Consider the following 15,726-nt stretch of genomic DNA (forward strand, 5'->3'; position numbering starts at 1 on the left):
TGGAACAAACGAATTCAATTTTACGAAGTGAGTAAAGCGCTTGGCTGTATATACGCAACTTAATGACACTGACCTAACCGCATTCCTTAAAGATTATGATCTGGGAGAGTTAGTCAGTTACAAAGGTATTGATGGTGGTATCGAAAATACCAACTACTTTGTCACCCTCGTAAATGAAGAGGTTGAAACGGAGTATGTACTCACTTTGTTTGAAGAGCTTAGCTACGAAGAGCTTCCCTACTTTGTCGAGTTATGCCAATGGCTATCACAGCGAAATATCGCTGTACCTTTTGCTATTCAAGATCGTAATGGAATCGGCCTAAAACAACTGAAAAAGAAACCAGCTGCGCTACAGCCAAGGTTCTTTGGTGAGCATGTGGGTCAGCAAGAACTCAGACCTGAGCACTGTGCTGCCATAGGCAAAGTCTTAGGCGAGTTCCACGTTGCTACTGAAGACTTCTATCTTGAGCGCCAAGCGCACCGTGGTGTGTTTTGGTGGCGCAGAGAGAGCGAACTCATTCGTAGTAAGTTGCCCGAAGATGATCAAACTATGCTACACGAAGAGGTTGCGCGCTTTGATCAACTTCGCGAACAGCCGGGCGATATCAAAGCAGGCACAATTCATGGTGATCTATTCCACGATAATGTGCTGTTCCAAGGGACTGAGGTCAGTGCCGTTTTAGATCTTTATAACGCTGCAACCGCCTATCTGCTGTTTGATCTGGCGATCGTGGCTAATGATTGGTGCTGCCGCCCAGATGGCTCGATTGATAGCAAACGCGAACAAGCGCTGCTAAAAGCCTACGCAAAAGCGCGCCCTTTCACGCAGGATGAATACGCAGCTTGGCCAGTGCTGACCTGTACTGCCGCGATGCGATTCTGGCTATCTCGTTTAATCCCATGGTTAGATGAAAACAGCGAACAGAAGCTGAAAGATCCAGAAGAGCTAAAACAGATCCTGATCTATCGCCGTAACAATCCAAGTCAGCTTCCCAACTAGCTGATTTCTTATACTAAGACTCCCCCCTTAGGAGTCTTAGTAAATCAACACTGCCCTCTTTTGCTAACACCCGCTATAATCAGCCACTGATTATTTATACAGTGAACAGAAAGCCGCTATGGACGTAACTCACATTATCGATTCTCTGAACGATGCCCAACGCAATGCTGTAACCGCACCGGTACAAAACTTACTAGTTTTAGCCGGCGCAGGCTCTGGTAAAACCCGCGTATTGGTACACCGAATTGCTTGGTTGATTCAGACAGAGGGAATGTCGCCCTACTCTATTATGGCGGTTACGTTCACCAACAAAGCTGCAAAAGAGATGCGTGGCCGTATTGAGGAGCTATTGGGCATCAATCCTCAAGGCATGTGGGTCGGCACCTTCCACGGTTTAGCCCACCGTATACTGCGTGCTCACTGGCAGGATGCAGGCTTACCTGAAAACTTCCAGATTATGGATAGCGATGATCAGTTGCGTCTGATTAAACGTTTAGCCAAAGAGATGAATCTGGACGATAAGCGCTGGCCGGCTCGCCAATTCCAGTGGTACATCAACGATAAGAAAGATAATGGCCTGCGCGCTAAACATATCGAACCACGCCATGACCTGAATGATCGCCAGATGCTCGCAGTTTACGAGGCTTACGAACAAGCCTGCGAACGTGGCGGCATGATCGACTTTGGCGAGCTTTTGCTACGCTCCCTTGAACTGTTCCGTGATAAGAACCCAGCTCTACTGGAGCACTATCAAGAGCGTTTCCGCTACATTCTGGTGGACGAGTTCCAAGATACCAACACCATTCAGTATGGCTGGCTGCAACTACTTTGTGGCGGTCAGAAGAAATTGATGGCCGTAGGCGATGATGACCAGTCTATCTACGGCTGGCGTGGCGCGAAGATCGAAAATATCCAGAACCTACCAGTTCACTTCCCGGGTACAGAAACGATCAAGCTAGAGCAAAACTACCGCTCTACAGAAACGATTCTGCGCGCTGCCAACGAAGTCATTCGCAACAACCAAGGTCGTTTAGGTAAAGAGCTACATACAGAATCGGGCGAAGGTGAACCGATCTCACTATATGCAGCCTTTAACGAACAAGACGAAGCACGCTTTATCGTCGATCAAATCGGTAAATGGGTACAAGAGGGCAACCTCCGTAAAGAGTGTGCGATTCTGTACCGCTCCAACGCCCAGTCCCGAGTACTCGAGGAAGCCTTGATTCGTAGTGGCGTACCCTACCGTATATACGGTGGCCAACGCTTCTATGAACGTCTTGAGATCAAAAATGCGCTTTCCTATATGCGTCTGCTAAGCAACCGCGACGATGACACCTCGATGGAGCGTGTTATCAATGTACCGACTCGCGGTATAGGCACACGTACTATAGAGATCATCCGTGAGCATGCTCGTAGCCAAGCGATCTCTATGTGGCGCGCGTCCAACGAAATTGTGGAACTGAAAAAGCTACCAGCGCGTGCATCTAATGCCCTACAGGCTTTCTTAGATCTGATTAATCAGATGGCGCAAGATACCGAAGACACCCTACTACACGAACAGACTGAGCACGTGATCCAACACTCAGGCCTGATCGAGCACCACAAAAAAGAGAAAGGCGAGAAAGCTCAATCCCGTATCGAAAACTTGGAAGAGCTGGTTACTGCGGCGAAGCAGTTCAACAGTCAGTGGGATGAGTTTCTGGATGAGGAGTTTAACTCCCCACTTGCGGCATTCTTAGACCAAGCAGCGCTAGATGCCGGTGATGCGCAAGCAGATGATTACCAAGACAGCGTGCAACTAATGACCCTTCACTCCGCGAAAGGCCTGGAATTCCCACAAGTATTCCTAGCCGGTGTAGAAGAAGGCTTGTTTCCGCATAAGATGTCTGTGGAAGAGCCGGGCCGTTTAGAGGAAGAACGTCGCCTCTGCTATGTAGGTATCACCCGTGCCATGCAGAAGCTGTTTATCACTTACGCTGAATCCCGTCGTTTGCACGGACAAGATAACTACAACCGACCATCCCGCTTTATTGGTGAAATTCCAAACGACTTGATGGAAGAGGTTCGCCTCAACGCTAGCGTTAGCCGTCCAATGACCAGCCGTCATAACGATAGCCAAGGCAGTAGCTTATTTGGTAGTAGCTCACTGAGCAGCAGTGATGTACCAGAGACCAATCTTGCTCTTGGCCAACGTGTGATGCACAGCAAATTTGGTGATGGCACTGTACTTAACTTTGAAGGTTCGGGGCCTAAGGCCCGAGTACAGGTTAATTTCGATTACGAAGGCAGTAAATGGCTGGTGGTTGGCTTTGCCAATCTAACGCCGCTATAACTAGCAATGATATCCAAGCCTTGAAGAAGGCGAATTCCCCAAAGTCACCTTATACTTAAACGGTTGAGGTTTTTAAGGTGACGGAGGGGATATGTATAAACTATGGAGCGTCTTCGCTTTCCTACTCTTTTCCAGCTCAGCCCTTCAGGCCAAGGAAGAGATCACCGTCCCTATCTACGATCAGGAACGCGCACCCTTAGCCTTACTTAATGAAGGGGAAGCCAGCGGTATCTACCCTGACCTTTTTCGCGAAATACTTAAAGGTGCAGATTTAGAACCAAACCTTGTACCTATTCCTCCAATGCGCCGACGCATTGGTTTCGAAACTCAACTGTATGCCGTCTCCTGCTGCGCTAACCCAGCATGGCGCCAACGGCCTCGCGAGCAAGAGGTTCAGATATTCAGCAAACCGTTTTACTGGACCAAAGATATTTTTGTCTTTCCAAAGGAGAAGATCTTTTCCATAGACAAGCTATCTGATCTATCAGATAAACGCGTTGCGACAGTACGCGGGTTTGATTATCGCGGCGCCGAACATTTTGGCGAACGTTTAGATTTTCAAAATGAGATCACTTTAATGCGGGCGCTGGCTTTAGGCCGTGCTGATGTAGGTATCGTCAACGAAGATATCTATGAAGCCTCTTCACAACGGAATTACCTAGCTAAAGGTCCGATCCACGATGAGGCTAGTCTACATATCAGGATTCATCGAGCGAGACTTGATTTGGTCGAACCGATCAACAAATCCATTGAAAACCTAATTAGCAGTGGTAAACGCGATCAGATCGTAAAGAAATACTTAACCCAACATAACGCTATTAGTGCCGCTGTTCCGAACGCTGCTCCCTAAACTGTTGCGGTGTAACACCCACCATGCGGCGAAAGAATTTAACGAAATTGGTCGCTTCACTAAAGCCCAACCAATACCCTACCTCTGCCACAGAGGCAGAACTATGAGCCAACATACGTCTAGCTTCCAAAGCGACACGGCGATCAATCACCACCTTAGCGCTATAACCCTCCACCTGAATGCAGGCTCGACTTAAAGTACTCTGGGCGTAACCGAGCTTTTCAGCATAGAAACGTAAGCTATGCTCAGTCCGGTACTCTTGCTCCAACAGATCGATAAACAATTGATAGGTTTTGCGGGATCGGCTTGTGACCTGATCGGTAACTCTGACCTTATTTTGCCAACGCGCAAAGCGGAGTAGCAGGTTCAATAGTTCATTGCGCAGAAGTGAGATATCTAACTCTGAGCCATCAAACCCTTCAAAATCGCGCTTTAAGCGTGAAATCGATTGCCGAATGTCCTGCTGTAAAAGCTCGGTCAGTAGCGTGCAATTTTGCCAATCTTGCAGAGCTAGCAGATCCACACCTTTAGATTTCACCCTTTCATCATTCGGTAATGCTGCAGGATCAATCAGCACGACCTCCGCTTGCAAATCGCGATAATCCTGCCACTCCTGAACCTGCCCTGGTCGCACAAACAAAAGAGTGCCCGGCCTTAAATCATAATCGATAAAATCGATGCAATGCTGTCCTTGCCCTTTGGTCACTAGAATCAGCATATAAAACTCTAGACGCTCAGGCACAGTAGGCAACTTCTGATAGAGATCTGAGAACGAGATAGGTTCAATCCCTAGAGTCGCTAAGCGTTTGTTCTCAAAAAAGGTGTGTTTAATTTTTTGCATCTAAACCAGCCTAAAGCATCCATCGGCAATCGAGTTTAAGTTCGTCGAATTTAAACAAGGACTGCTAGCTTAACAATTCCCATGCAACAAAAGTATTGGTCACTTTTTCACCATGTAGTATTCAGCTAATACCTATCCCAAACCAAGCCCTGTTACCTTGATAAGTATTGAGCAGCCATTCAAATAAAAAAGCCCAAACAAGGGAGCCCAATACAATGCAAAGCAAAAAGATTCTGATGATTACCGGTGATTTCACCGAAGATTATGAAACGATGGTGCCGTTCCAAACCCTATTAACGGTTGGCCATCATGTAGATGCAGTATGCCCAGAGAAAGTTAGCGGCGATACGGTTGCTACAGCGATTCATGACTTCGAAGGTGACCAAACCTACACTGAAAAACGCGGCCACAACTTCACCCTAAACGCGACGTTCGCAGATATTAATGTTGAAGATTATGACGCACTGGTGATCCCAGGTGGTCGAGCACCAGAATATCTACGTTTAAACAAAGAAGTGATTGAGATGGTGCAACACTTCTTCAAAGAGAACAAACCCGTCGCTGCAATCTGCCACGGTGCGCAATTGCTATCTGCTGCGGGCGTTCTAGAAGGTAAATCTTGCTCTGCATACCCTGCGTGTGCCCCGGAGATCAATCAATCTGGTGGTACTTACACTGACATTCCACTGGATGCAGCCGTGACTGATGGCAATCTAGTCACTGCCCCTGCATGGCCAGCACACCCTGCTTGGTTAGCACAGTTTATGGTTTTGCTAACTATGTAATAGAATTAGCGCAAGCTGCTTTCTCCCCAAACCTGAACCCGAAAGCAGTTTGTCGCTACCTATATAGTCAAATCAGTGGAGAGAGCTATGTGCAAACTGTTTATTAATGCCGAACCAGAACTTTGGAAAAGCAGCACCCGCTCAATCCGTATTGACGGTATGGTTACCAGCGTACGTCTGGAAAACTATTTTTGGACGACCCTGACAGCGATCGCAGAACGGGATGATCTAAATATTCCGCAGATGCTGACCCGCCTCTATCACGAATCGATCGATGCCGGTCACGACTTAGGTAACTTCACTTCATTTCTACGAGTTTGTTGTATGCGCTACCTGGCGTTGCAACTGTCAGGCGATATCCCAACGAATGAAACTGTGGCGATCAGCTCCCTAGATGCTGATGCGATTTTAAGTAACGAAATCGAAAAGCGTCACTAAATCTCTATGACTGTCGGATTCGGCGCTCAAGGGTTTGAGATCGCGATCTATATAGCCAATCGACCACCGATTGAGCCTTACCCCACTCTCGATCATCTTCGCCCACTCAGTTCGGGTGAGATCAAACATATTGCGGATCAAACTGGCAATCACTGGCGTAAAATTTTTAATGTCAGCGCTAAGTTTCTGTTTGAGCTACAAAGCGACGTAGAGTTTAAGACTTGGCAGATGTTGCGCGATCAGTCGCTGTATCAGGCAGAAAGCCCAATGGCCTTGCTGTTTTCAAAGCCAAATCTATCAGAGCCAAATCGTATCCATATCATTGCCGGTAAAACCTATGCCCAAGAACTCGGTCTAGAAAACTTGCTTTGGTTAGATCCGTACTTTGCGATAGATACAGACAACAAAGTGATCGTCTGCCCTTATTTGGATTATCGTCAGCTAAGCAATGCCAGAATCAACCAGTTGGTTGGGTTGGTAAAAAACCTAAGTCCTTAAAACCATCAAAGCGCTTAAAACAATTAAAGCCCTGAATAATCAGGGCTTATTATCTCGCAGAACTAAGACATTACTTAATTCAGAGTCGGATTCTGAATCTTTTCCCAATTCATATTAAATGTTTGCTGATTAGCACCCGCTGCAGTTGGATTATCCTCAGTCATACGATTGATCTCAGCCGCTTGCTGAAGCGATGGAGGTAAAATCACAGTGTCGATCACATGGATAATACCGTTGCTTGCATCCACATCAGCCGCAACTACAGTCGCCTGATTGATCATCACATTACCGCCAGCTAAGCTAATCGCGATATTTTCACCTTGTAGGGATGGTGCTGCACTTAAACCCATAGCCGTTTTTGCATCCACTTTGCCAGCTACTACGTGGTAGGTAAGTACCGCTTGTAGGTCTTTTTTGTTCTCAGGCTTTAGCAGGTTAGCCAAAGTTTCTTCTGGCAGTTTGGCAAACGCTTCATTGGTTGGCGCAAACACAGTATATGGGCCATCGCCTTGTAGGGCACCGACTAGGTCAGCAGCTTTTAGCGCCGTCACTAAGGTAGAGAAACTCTCATTACCCGCTGCAACATCGACAATATCTTTCTTCATTTCGTAGGAACCTGCAGTTGCCATTAATGGTACAGCTAGTAGAAAGCAGGCCAGTGTTTTTATAATTTTCATTGTTGTTCTCCTCGCGTTTATTCCTTAAGCAGGCCCTCTACTGCCTTAATGAGATTTTGCTTAAGTGCATCGTAATCAGTGCTACGGAGGTTCTTGAAGGGCAGATCAAAAAATGTACAACAAAATTTTCTTTTTCTGTTTTTATGCCTGTGAATAGAATATTCTTATTTTTAATAGCTCCACTTAACTCCCTGATATTGCGATAAATTTAAAAAGGTTTTTATGCTTCATCGCATCTGGCTAAGTTTTTTTCTAATCGCTTTTAGCGCAGCCCTCTATCAGTGGCTCTGGCTAGATGATTCCGCAGTATTCCAGCGTTTGGTTCAGTCGACCTTTGACATGTCGAAACTATCGGTGGAATTATCCATAGGCTTGATCGGTACCCTCGCCTTTTGGCTGGGCATCATGAAACTGGCGGAAAGTTCTGGGCTTGTGGATAAGTTTGCACGTGGGATAAGTCCGCTTTTCTGCCGTTTAATGCCAGAAGTGCCAAAAGGTCACCCAGCCATGGGCTCAATGACCATGAACCTCTCGGCCAATGTTCTAGGTTTAGATAACGCCGCTACGCCTCTAGGTTTGAAGGCAATGCGTGATCTACAGAGCTTAAACCCACATAAAGATACCGCGACTAATGCCCAGATTTTGTTTCTGGTACTGAACACCTCCTCGGTAACGCTATTCCCGATCACCGTGTTTCTCTATCGAGCGCAGCAAGGTGCCAGTGATCCTACATCGGTCTTTATCCCTATTCTAATTGCAACCTGTTGCTCGACACTTGCTGGCTTATTGGCGGTGAGCTTTGTGCAGAAGATCCGTTTATGGGAAAGAGTCTCTCTGCTCTATATCGGCGGATTTGTTGCACTATTACTCGCTTTTATCGGTTATTTCACAACACTAACGATCGATGAGCTACAACGGCAATCATCACTAGTGGGTAACTTAATGATCTTTTCGGCGATTATTGGCTTTCTCTGTATTGCCCACTTTAAAGGGGTGAATATCTACGAAACCTTTATTGATGGTGCAAAAGAGGGATTTGAAGTCGCGATTAAAATTATCCCTTATCTGCTCGCCATGCTGGTGGCGATTGGCGTACTCAGGGAAAGTGGCGCGTTAGAGGGGTTTATCTGGTTACTACGTGAAGGCTTTGCCAGCTTTGGCGCCGATACCCGCTTTGTTGATGCACTGCCCACTGCGATTATGAAGCCATTTTCCGGCTCTGGCGCCCGCGCCATGATGCTGGAAACCATGAATACCCATGGTGTCGATTCTTTCGCAGCTTACCTAGCCTCGGTTGTCCAAGGCTCAACTGAAACCACCTTCTATGTACTGGCAGTATATTTTGGTGCGGTTGGCATCAGGCATACCCGCCATGCTATCGCTTGTGGCCTTACTGCAGATCTAGCGGGAATTATTGCCGCAATTACTGTGGGTTATTGGTTCTTCGGTTAATACTTCTAGAACAGAAGAAAACCAAAGTTTGAATACTTATAGACTCTATACCTCGGGCATAAACACTCGCCATGCCATTGCTTGCGGCTTAACCGCCGATTTAGCAGGAATCATCGCCGCAATTACTGTGGGTTACTGGTTCTTTGGTTAATAAACCAACTTACAAAGAAGCACCATCAATCAGTTCGTAAGGTAGTGCCAATACATCCACACCATCGACACAGCCTAGATGCAAGCGGTAATGACCAGGTTTACGCAAGGTTTGATGGAAAGTGTAGATACCGCATTGCTTACAAAAATGATGTTTGGCGATATGGGTCGCGAACTCGTAAGTTGCCAAGGAATCATCCGATACCTGAATATCGATGTCGCTAGGGTCGACTACAAAGTTACCCATCATTGCGCCTTTCTTCTGGCAGATAGAGCAGTTACAACGCACACCTTCAACAATCTCTGGGGCATGAAAACTGAATCTAACATTGCCGCAATGACAACTGCCTTGATATACCGGCATAGCACTCGCCTCCACTTGGTTTAAGCAAAGGTCCGATATGATGCTAGCTCTCGTCTATTAAAAGACTACCATCCGGTTCTGTCTGACCTATGCCGTTATAAATAACATCATGACTCATGGCATCAATATCAAAGGCTTGCAACGTTGCCGGTGCAGAAGTACCTGCATACCCGACCGCTTCAGCAGCAACCGTTTCACCAAACACTAAAGATAAAACGGTAAACCCAAAGGCCTGCTTTTCTGAGGTCGACAGTTGTGGCCAAGCGCTGTGATAAGCCTGCCAAATCGCTGGCGCCTGACTTAAACCTTGCTGTGTACCCAACGAAAACTCCGCGAAGTGTCGAGCGATATAGCGCTCAACTGCGTGCATCGAGTCCTGATCCAGTAAGTTAGGTAAGTGCAACTCTGCTAAGCAGAATTTTAACGCCACTTCATATGCGTCTAGGCAAGATCGGCGAAAAACAAAGTCATTTGCCTGCACAATCACACTGTCAGTGTCAGATAGTTGTTCGTATATAGGTAACGGATCTGCGTGAGCCATATTTAACATCCTTGTTGTTATGGTTGATCTTAGAGGTAACTATAGCCGCTTATATGGCAACCGCCAGATCACGGATATGGCCGTGGCCATCAATGGCTACTTGCACACATTCGGTTTCGGTCACTTTTCGTAGTTCGGTGCCATCGGGGCAACAGCCCCAAGCTTCTACGTGGATACGCAAAGAACTGCGGCCACTTTCAATTAATTGAGTGTAGAAGGACATAATAGTTCCCTCTAGTACCGGTGATAAAAATGCCATCTGCCCAACCGATACGGTAGAAACGCGGCCTTTAGATAATTTAGCCGCATAAATCTCGGCTGCCTGTACGATTTTGGCGGACACCCAACCACCATAAACATCGCCAAACATATTGGTGGCATCGCTTGAAGCCGGCAGAAGTAGGCTTAATTCACCTGCTGGCTGGTGGCTATTTTCCTCAACATGCTCCATGGGATTTCCCCTCCTTTACTGCCATCCCCACTCCTTAGGGTAATGATAGAAACTGTGAATTTTGTATTTATTAGTCAGCTTACTCTAATACAAAAGGCTAATACCCTGAATATGTACAACGTAAAAATTCTTTTCTAAGTGTCACACTTTTGTCATTTAAGAAAATTATAGTGTTCGCATCTTAACTCATATATCTAATTTTAAGACTCTTTGGAGCCTATACATGAAACCAATGAAAAAGCTGCTTGCTGCTGTTGCTATCTCTGCAACTTGTGTAGCTGCAAACGCATCTGACCTGCTAGACAAGAACCTACCAGTTTACTCTAAGGCTTCTGGTGTTTCTGGTAACCTTTCTTCTGTAGGTTCCGACACACTAGCTAACCTAATGACGCTTTGGGCTGAAGAGTTCAAGCGTAACTACCCGAACGTTAACATTCAGATTCAAGCAGCTGGTTCTTCTACTGCGCCACCAGCGCTAACTGAAGGTACTTCTAACATCGGTCCTATGTCTCGTAAGATGAAGGACAAAGAGATCGCTGCATTCGAGAAGAAGTTTGGTTACAAGCCAACGCCTGTTGCTGTAGCAATCGATGCGCTAGCAGTATTCGTACACAAAGATAACCCAGTTGAAGGTCTATCTATCAGCCAGGTTGACGCTATCTTCTCTTCTACTCGTAAGTGTGGCGCTGCTGCAGACGCTAAAACTTGGGGTGATGTTGGTGTAGCAGGTTCCCTATCTGACAAGAGCATCCAGTTGTTCGGTCGTAACTCAGTATCTGGTACTTACGGCTACTTCAAGAAGAAAGCTCTATGTAAAGGCGACTTCAAAAACAACGTAAACGAGCAGCCAGGTTCTGCATCTGTAGTACAGTCTGTATCTACTTCTCTTAATGCACTAGGTTACTCTGGTATCGGTTACAAAACTGCATCTGTACGTGCACTACCTCTTACTAAGAAAGATGGCGGCGCATTCGTAGAAGCAACTCCAGAAAACGCGCTAAACGGCAAGTACCCACTAGCTCGTTCTCTATACGTATACGTAAACAAGAAGCCAGGTCAGCCTCTAGCTCCTCTAGAGAAAGAGTTCCTGAAAATGGTTATGTCTAAAGTAGGTCAGGAAGTAGTAGTTAAAGACGGCTACATCCCACTACCAGCGGCAGTTGTAGAGAAGCAGATGAAAGCGCTAGGCATGTAATATGTCTTGATCATCTGATCTTAGGAAAAAGGGGGCCATTTTGGCCCCCTTTTTTCGTTTATGACAGTCACTGTAATACAGATGTAACAAACTTTTCATATTGTATGCGCCGTCTTCTTAGTAAACTTCCGAGACCTATGTGCCATGAGTACAGAAAACACTGCAACGTCCGACCTGGATTTTAATACCGCGTCGGCCAAGCGACACAGAAACATACGTGCGTTGAAGGATAAACTTGCTTCAGGTGGTATCGCATTTGGTGGTATCAGCGTTATTGTTGCAATCCTTCTGATCTTCTTTTATCTACTTTATGAAGTAGCACCGCTGTTCGAATCTGCCAGCATTGAACCTTGGCAGAAAAATGGACAGGAAATTGCCCCTTACACTGTTCCCGGTGACGGCAAGACACTTTATCTGACAATGGAAGAACAAACAGAGATCGCTCTGCGTGTTACAGATCTTGGTCAGTTGGTGTTTTTTAACAGCCGCAACGGTGACGTAATCAAAACAGAAACTGCCAATATTCCAGAAGGTGCAACAGTAAGCAGCTTTGCTCTAGCTTCTGAATATAGCGGTATTTTCGCTTTGGGTTACAGCAACGGTCAGGCGCAGGTCTTCAAACACAAATACCGTTCTACTTACCCTGATGGCGTACGTGTTATCACGCCAGAAGTGGAATACCCACTGGGTTCTGAACTGATTCAGGTAAGCGATTCATCACTTGAGCTACTTGCAATCAATGGTGAAGAGGAAGAATGGACACTTATCGGTGGTCAGGCAGCAAACATCGCTGCGACTGAAGTTTCCCTTACCGAGAACCTGATTACTGAGGAAGTAGAAGCGGACACTAACCGCATTACGCTTCCTAATATGAATATCCCAGCTGAGAAACTACTGCTGATGCCAGATCGTCGTTGGATGATGATCTCTGGTGAAGGCGGCAAGTTGGGCATCGTTGATATGCAAGCAGACGGTGGCCCTAAAGTTACTCAGCTAATCGAGACGACCAAAAACAAGATCACCTCTTTTGAGCTACTGATCGGTGGTAACTCCCTACTTATCTCAGATGATAAAGGTGTGACTTCACAGTGGTTCTTGGTTCGTAACGAAAAAGGCGAATGGCTAATGCGCCAGATTCGCAGCTTCGAAAACGGCACTTCACCTATCAGCAGCATCTCTATTGAGCACCGCCGCAAAGGTTTTGTAACGGTTTCGGACCAAGGCGTTATCGATTTCTACAGCACAACAGCATCACGTAACTCACTTACAGCTGCCGTTGCTCAAGGCAATGTAGATATGATCGCTCTATCACCTCGTTCTAACGCATTGTTAGTTGAACAGGATGGTAAGTTAGCGCTTTGGGCGGTTCACAACGAACACCCAGAGATCTCTTGGAGCGCACTGTGGGAGAAAGTTTGGTACGAAGGTTACCAAGAGCCAGAGTACACATGGCAGTCTTCCGCTTCTACCAACGACTTCGAGCCTAAATACAGCTTGATGCCGTTAGCATTCGGTACGTTAAAAGCAGCGTTCTACGCAATGCTTCTAGGTACGCCGCTGGCGATCTGTGGTGCGATCTACACAGCTTACTTCATGGTGCCGTCAATGCGCCGTAAGGTAAAACCTTTCATCGAATTGATGGAAGCTCTACCGACGGTAATTTTGGGCTTCCTAGCAGGTCTATGGTTAGCGCCATTTATGGAGGTAAACCTAGCGGGGATCTTTGTCACCCTACTGGTCGTGCCTGCTGCCATTATCGCGTTCGCTTATGCATGGGCATGTGCACCTAAAACACTACGCTACTTAGTTCCAGATGGCTGGGACGCAGCGCTGCTGATCCCTGTTGTAATCATCGCAACAATGTTCAGCTTCTGGGTCGCTCCAGGATTAGAACAAGCGTTGTTCGGTACTGAGATGCGTTACTGGGTAACTCAAGAGCTAGGCATTCCTTACGACCAGCGTAACGCGCTAGTAGTAGGTATCGCGATGGGTTTTGCGGTTATCCCAACGATCTTCTCTATCACTGAAGATGCGATCTTCGCTGTACCAAAACACCTGTCTTACGGTTCTCTAGCACTAGGTGCTACACCATGGCAGACACTGGTACGCGTAGTAATGCCGACAGCGAGCCCAGGTATCTTCTCTGCAGTTATGATCGGTATGGGTCGTGCAGTAGGTGAAACCATGATCGTACTGATGGCAACAGGTAACACGCCAATCATGGACGTGAATATCTTTGAGGGTATGCGAACTCTGGCTGCAAACATTGCAGTAGAGATGCCGGAATCTGAAGTTGGTAGTACCCACTTCCGTATTCTATTCCTGGCAGCGTTCGTACTGTTCTTGTTCACTTTCTTCGTAAACACCGTGGCGGAAGTTGTACGTCAACGTTTACGTAAGAAGTACGGCTCTCTGTAATTTGTGCCTGATTGAGGAAATATAGTAATGCGACAGTCTTTTACTGAATGGTCAAAATCCGGCGCACCTTGGGTATGGCTTAATGCCGGTGCCGTAGCGATCTGTTTGATCATGGTTGTAGGTCTGCTGACTCTTATCGCAATTCGCGGTTTGGGTCACTTCTGGCCTGCAGATGTTATCCAAGCGACTTATGTTGATAAGGGAAACAGCGTTACCCTGATCGGTGAAAAAGTCCAAACTGAAGATGTTCCCGCAGCTCAACTACGCGATAGTGGCGTAGCGGTACCGGAAGGTGTTGAGAGCATGAAGCGTAACCTGATGAAAGTCGGTAACCGTGACCACGGTGGTACTGACTTCATATGGGTTCTGGAAGACTTCATTAAAGATCCTTCTAAACCAGAAATGCTATTCACTGCTGAGCGTCGTGAATGGGGTAACTTCTACGGTTACCTACGTGGCATCAAAGAAGATGGCAAACTGGTTTCTAGCTACGAAGGTTACGAAAAAACTGACGAGTACCTAGCACTTTGGGCGCTTTTAGAGAGCCGTATCGAGCGTGCGCTAGATATCCACAGTGACATCGAAGATATCGAAAAAGACCGTATTGGCTCTATCAACTACAAGTTGGAGCGTTTACGTCTGCAAGAGCGCTCTCTACAGCTTAAAAATGTAACTGACCCAGCTCAGTACAAAGAGATTGAAGAGAAGCGTGCGGCACTAGATGCAGAGTACGAAGGTCTGCAAGGTGATCTACTCGCACTTTACGAGAAATTTAACCGCGACACTGTGGTTGCTGAGATCGCAAACGGCAAAATCGTAGAGTTCAAAGTTGCACACGTTGTGCGTGCTTTCCTACCTAACGATATGGGCCTAGGCGGCAAGATCCTTCACTACTTCTCTAAGATCTGGGAATTCGTAAGTACAGATCCTCGTGAAGCAAACACTGAAGGCGGTATCTTCCCAGCAATCTTCGGTACAGTGCTGATGGTTATCATCATGTCTGTGATCGTAACGCCATTCGGTGTTGTAGCTGCGGTTTACCTACGTGAATACGCGAAACAAGGTTTTGTAACACGCGTTATCCGTATCGCTGTAAACAACTTGGCGGGTGTACCGTCAATCGTATACGGTGTATTCGGTCTAGGCTTCTTCGTTTACTTCTTGGGTGGTCACATAGATGACGCGTTCTTCCCAGAAGCGAAACCAGCACCAACCTTTGGTACGCCAGGTCTAATGTGGGCTTCTATCACACTTGCACTGCTAACAGTTCCAGTTGTGATCGTAGCAACAGAGGAAGGCCTAACACGTATCCCACGTGCGGTTCGTGAAGGCTCTTTGGCACTAGGTGCGACGAAGTTCGAAACCCTAATGAAGATTGTAATCCCAATGGCTAGCCCAGCGATTATGACCGGTGTAATCCTAGCGATTGCCCGTGCGGCAGGTGAAGTAGCACCGCTGATGCTGGTAGGTGTAGTTAAGCTAGCACCAAGTCTGCCATTGGATATGAACTACCCGTTCCTGCACTTGGATCAGAAATTTATGCACTTGGGCTTCCACATCTACGATGTTGGTTTCCAGAGCCCGAACGTTGAAGCGGCACGTCCGCTGGTATACGCAACAGCGTTTTTGTTGGTGGCAGTAATCGCGGCACTTAACTTGTCTGCAATCGCGATTCGTAACCACCTACGTGAAAAATACAAAGCGCTTGAAATGTAATAGAATTTTTAAAGGTTG

At 46.7% G+C, this 15,726-nt stretch carries 15 protein-coding genes; 10 read left to right on the forward strand and 5 right to left on the reverse strand.

Annotated features, from left to right (window positions below):
- The first annotated feature begins 40 nt into the window (after positions 1-40).
- The 3 genes from ACMXYN_RS17320 to ACMXYN_RS17330 all read left to right on the forward strand — a co-directional run bounded on the left by ACMXYN_RS17320 (position 41) and on the right by ACMXYN_RS17330 (position 4,182).
- On the forward strand, positions 41-1,000 hold the full coding sequence (locus ACMXYN_RS17320) for a homoserine kinase (RefSeq protein WP_415892853.1): 960 nt from the start codon (positions 41-43) through the stop codon (positions 998-1,000).
- A 118-nt stretch (positions 1,001-1,118) separates the two neighbouring features.
- A complete protein-coding gene (gene uvrD / locus ACMXYN_RS17325) occupies positions 1,119-3,332 on the forward strand; it encodes a DNA helicase II (RefSeq protein ID WP_415882875.1) in 2,214 nt (737 codons plus the stop codon).
- A gap of 91 nt (positions 3,333-3,423) precedes the next feature.
- Positions 3,424-4,182, forward strand: coding sequence for a substrate-binding periplasmic protein (locus ACMXYN_RS17330; protein WP_415892854.1), 759 nt, complete (start codon positions 3,424-3,426; stop codon positions 4,180-4,182).
- Here the strand turns inward: ACMXYN_RS17330 and ACMXYN_RS17335 are convergent.
- Complete coding sequence (locus tag ACMXYN_RS17335; RefSeq protein WP_415892855.1) at positions 4,151-5,023, reverse strand: AraC family transcriptional regulator; 873 nt, start codon at positions 5,021-5,023, stop codon at positions 4,151-4,153. The two genes, ACMXYN_RS17330 and ACMXYN_RS17335, sit on opposite strands and share 32 nt — an antisense overlap.
- Before the next feature lie 215 nt (positions 5,024-5,238).
- Between ACMXYN_RS17335 and ACMXYN_RS17340 the strand changes: the two genes are divergently transcribed.
- From ACMXYN_RS17340 to ACMXYN_RS17350, 3 genes are all read left to right on the forward strand, one after another.
- A complete protein-coding gene (locus tag ACMXYN_RS17340) occupies positions 5,239-5,808 on the forward strand; it encodes a DJ-1/PfpI family protein (RefSeq protein ID WP_415882878.1) in 570 nt (189 codons plus the stop codon).
- 87 nt (positions 5,809-5,895) lie between these two features.
- On the forward strand, positions 5,896-6,246 hold the full coding sequence (locus ACMXYN_RS17345) for a ribbon-helix-helix domain-containing protein (protein WP_415882879.1): 351 nt from the start codon (positions 5,896-5,898) through the stop codon (positions 6,244-6,246).
- A gap of 6 nt (positions 6,247-6,252) precedes the next feature.
- Complete coding sequence (locus ACMXYN_RS17350) at positions 6,253-6,744, forward strand: DUF6942 family protein (protein ID WP_415892856.1); 492 nt, start codon at positions 6,253-6,255, stop codon at positions 6,742-6,744.
- Between the two features lie 74 nt (positions 6,745-6,818).
- On the opposite strand, the gene ACMXYN_RS17355 is transcribed toward ACMXYN_RS17350, so the two are convergent.
- Positions 6,819-7,421 carry a fasciclin domain-containing protein gene (locus tag ACMXYN_RS17355; RefSeq protein WP_415892857.1) on the reverse strand — a complete coding sequence of 201 codons (603 nt, stop codon included), beginning with the start codon at positions 7,419-7,421 and terminating at the stop codon, positions 6,819-6,821.
- A gap of 222 nt (positions 7,422-7,643) precedes the next feature.
- Here ACMXYN_RS17355 and ACMXYN_RS17360 point away from each other — a divergent pair, with 222 nt between their 5' ends.
- Positions 7,644-8,873, forward strand: a complete 1,230-nt coding sequence (locus tag ACMXYN_RS17360; RefSeq protein WP_415892858.1) for a nucleoside recognition domain-containing protein — start codon at positions 7,644-7,646, stop codon at positions 8,871-8,873.
- A gap of 160 nt (positions 8,874-9,033) precedes the next feature.
- Here the strand turns inward: ACMXYN_RS17360 and ACMXYN_RS17365 are convergent, their stop codons facing one another.
- From ACMXYN_RS17365 to ACMXYN_RS17375, 3 genes are read right to left on the reverse strand one after another with little or no spacing between them, the layout of a single operon-like run.
- Entirely contained in the window at positions 9,034-9,387 is a 354-nt protein-coding gene (locus tag ACMXYN_RS17365; protein WP_415892859.1) for a GFA family protein, read from the reverse strand.
- 43 nt (positions 9,388-9,430) lie between these two features.
- Complete coding sequence (locus ACMXYN_RS17370; protein WP_415892860.1) at positions 9,431-9,928, reverse strand: hypothetical protein; 498 nt, start codon at positions 9,926-9,928, stop codon at positions 9,431-9,433.
- A gap of 49 nt (positions 9,929-9,977) precedes the next feature.
- Positions 9,978-10,379, reverse strand: a complete 402-nt coding sequence (locus ACMXYN_RS17375; protein ID WP_415892861.1) for an acyl-CoA thioesterase — start codon at positions 10,377-10,379, stop codon at positions 9,978-9,980.
- 223 nt (positions 10,380-10,602) lie between these two features.
- On the opposite strand from ACMXYN_RS17375, the gene ACMXYN_RS17380 reads away from it, so the two are divergent.
- The 3 genes from ACMXYN_RS17380 to pstA all read left to right on the forward strand — a co-directional run bounded on the left by ACMXYN_RS17380 (position 10,603) and on the right by pstA (position 15,708).
- Positions 10,603-11,574: a PstS family phosphate ABC transporter substrate-binding protein gene (locus tag ACMXYN_RS17380; protein ID WP_415892862.1), complete on the forward strand. Its 972-nt coding sequence runs from the start codon at positions 10,603-10,605 to the stop codon at positions 11,572-11,574.
- A 144-nt stretch (positions 11,575-11,718) separates the two neighbouring features.
- Positions 11,719-13,992, forward strand: a complete 2,274-nt coding sequence (locus ACMXYN_RS17385; RefSeq protein WP_415892863.1) for an ABC transporter permease subunit — start codon at positions 11,719-11,721, stop codon at positions 13,990-13,992.
- 27 nt (positions 13,993-14,019) lie between these two features.
- Positions 14,020-15,708, forward strand: coding sequence for a phosphate ABC transporter permease PstA (gene pstA / locus ACMXYN_RS17390; protein WP_415892864.1), 1,689 nt, complete (start codon positions 14,020-14,022; stop codon positions 15,706-15,708).
- Positions 15,709-15,726 lie beyond the last annotated feature (18 nt).

It is taken from the genome of Neptuniibacter sp. PT8_73, assembly GCF_047778045.1.
In the GTDB taxonomy this organism is placed as follows: Bacteria; Pseudomonadota; Gammaproteobacteria; order Pseudomonadales; family Balneatricaceae; genus Neptuniibacter.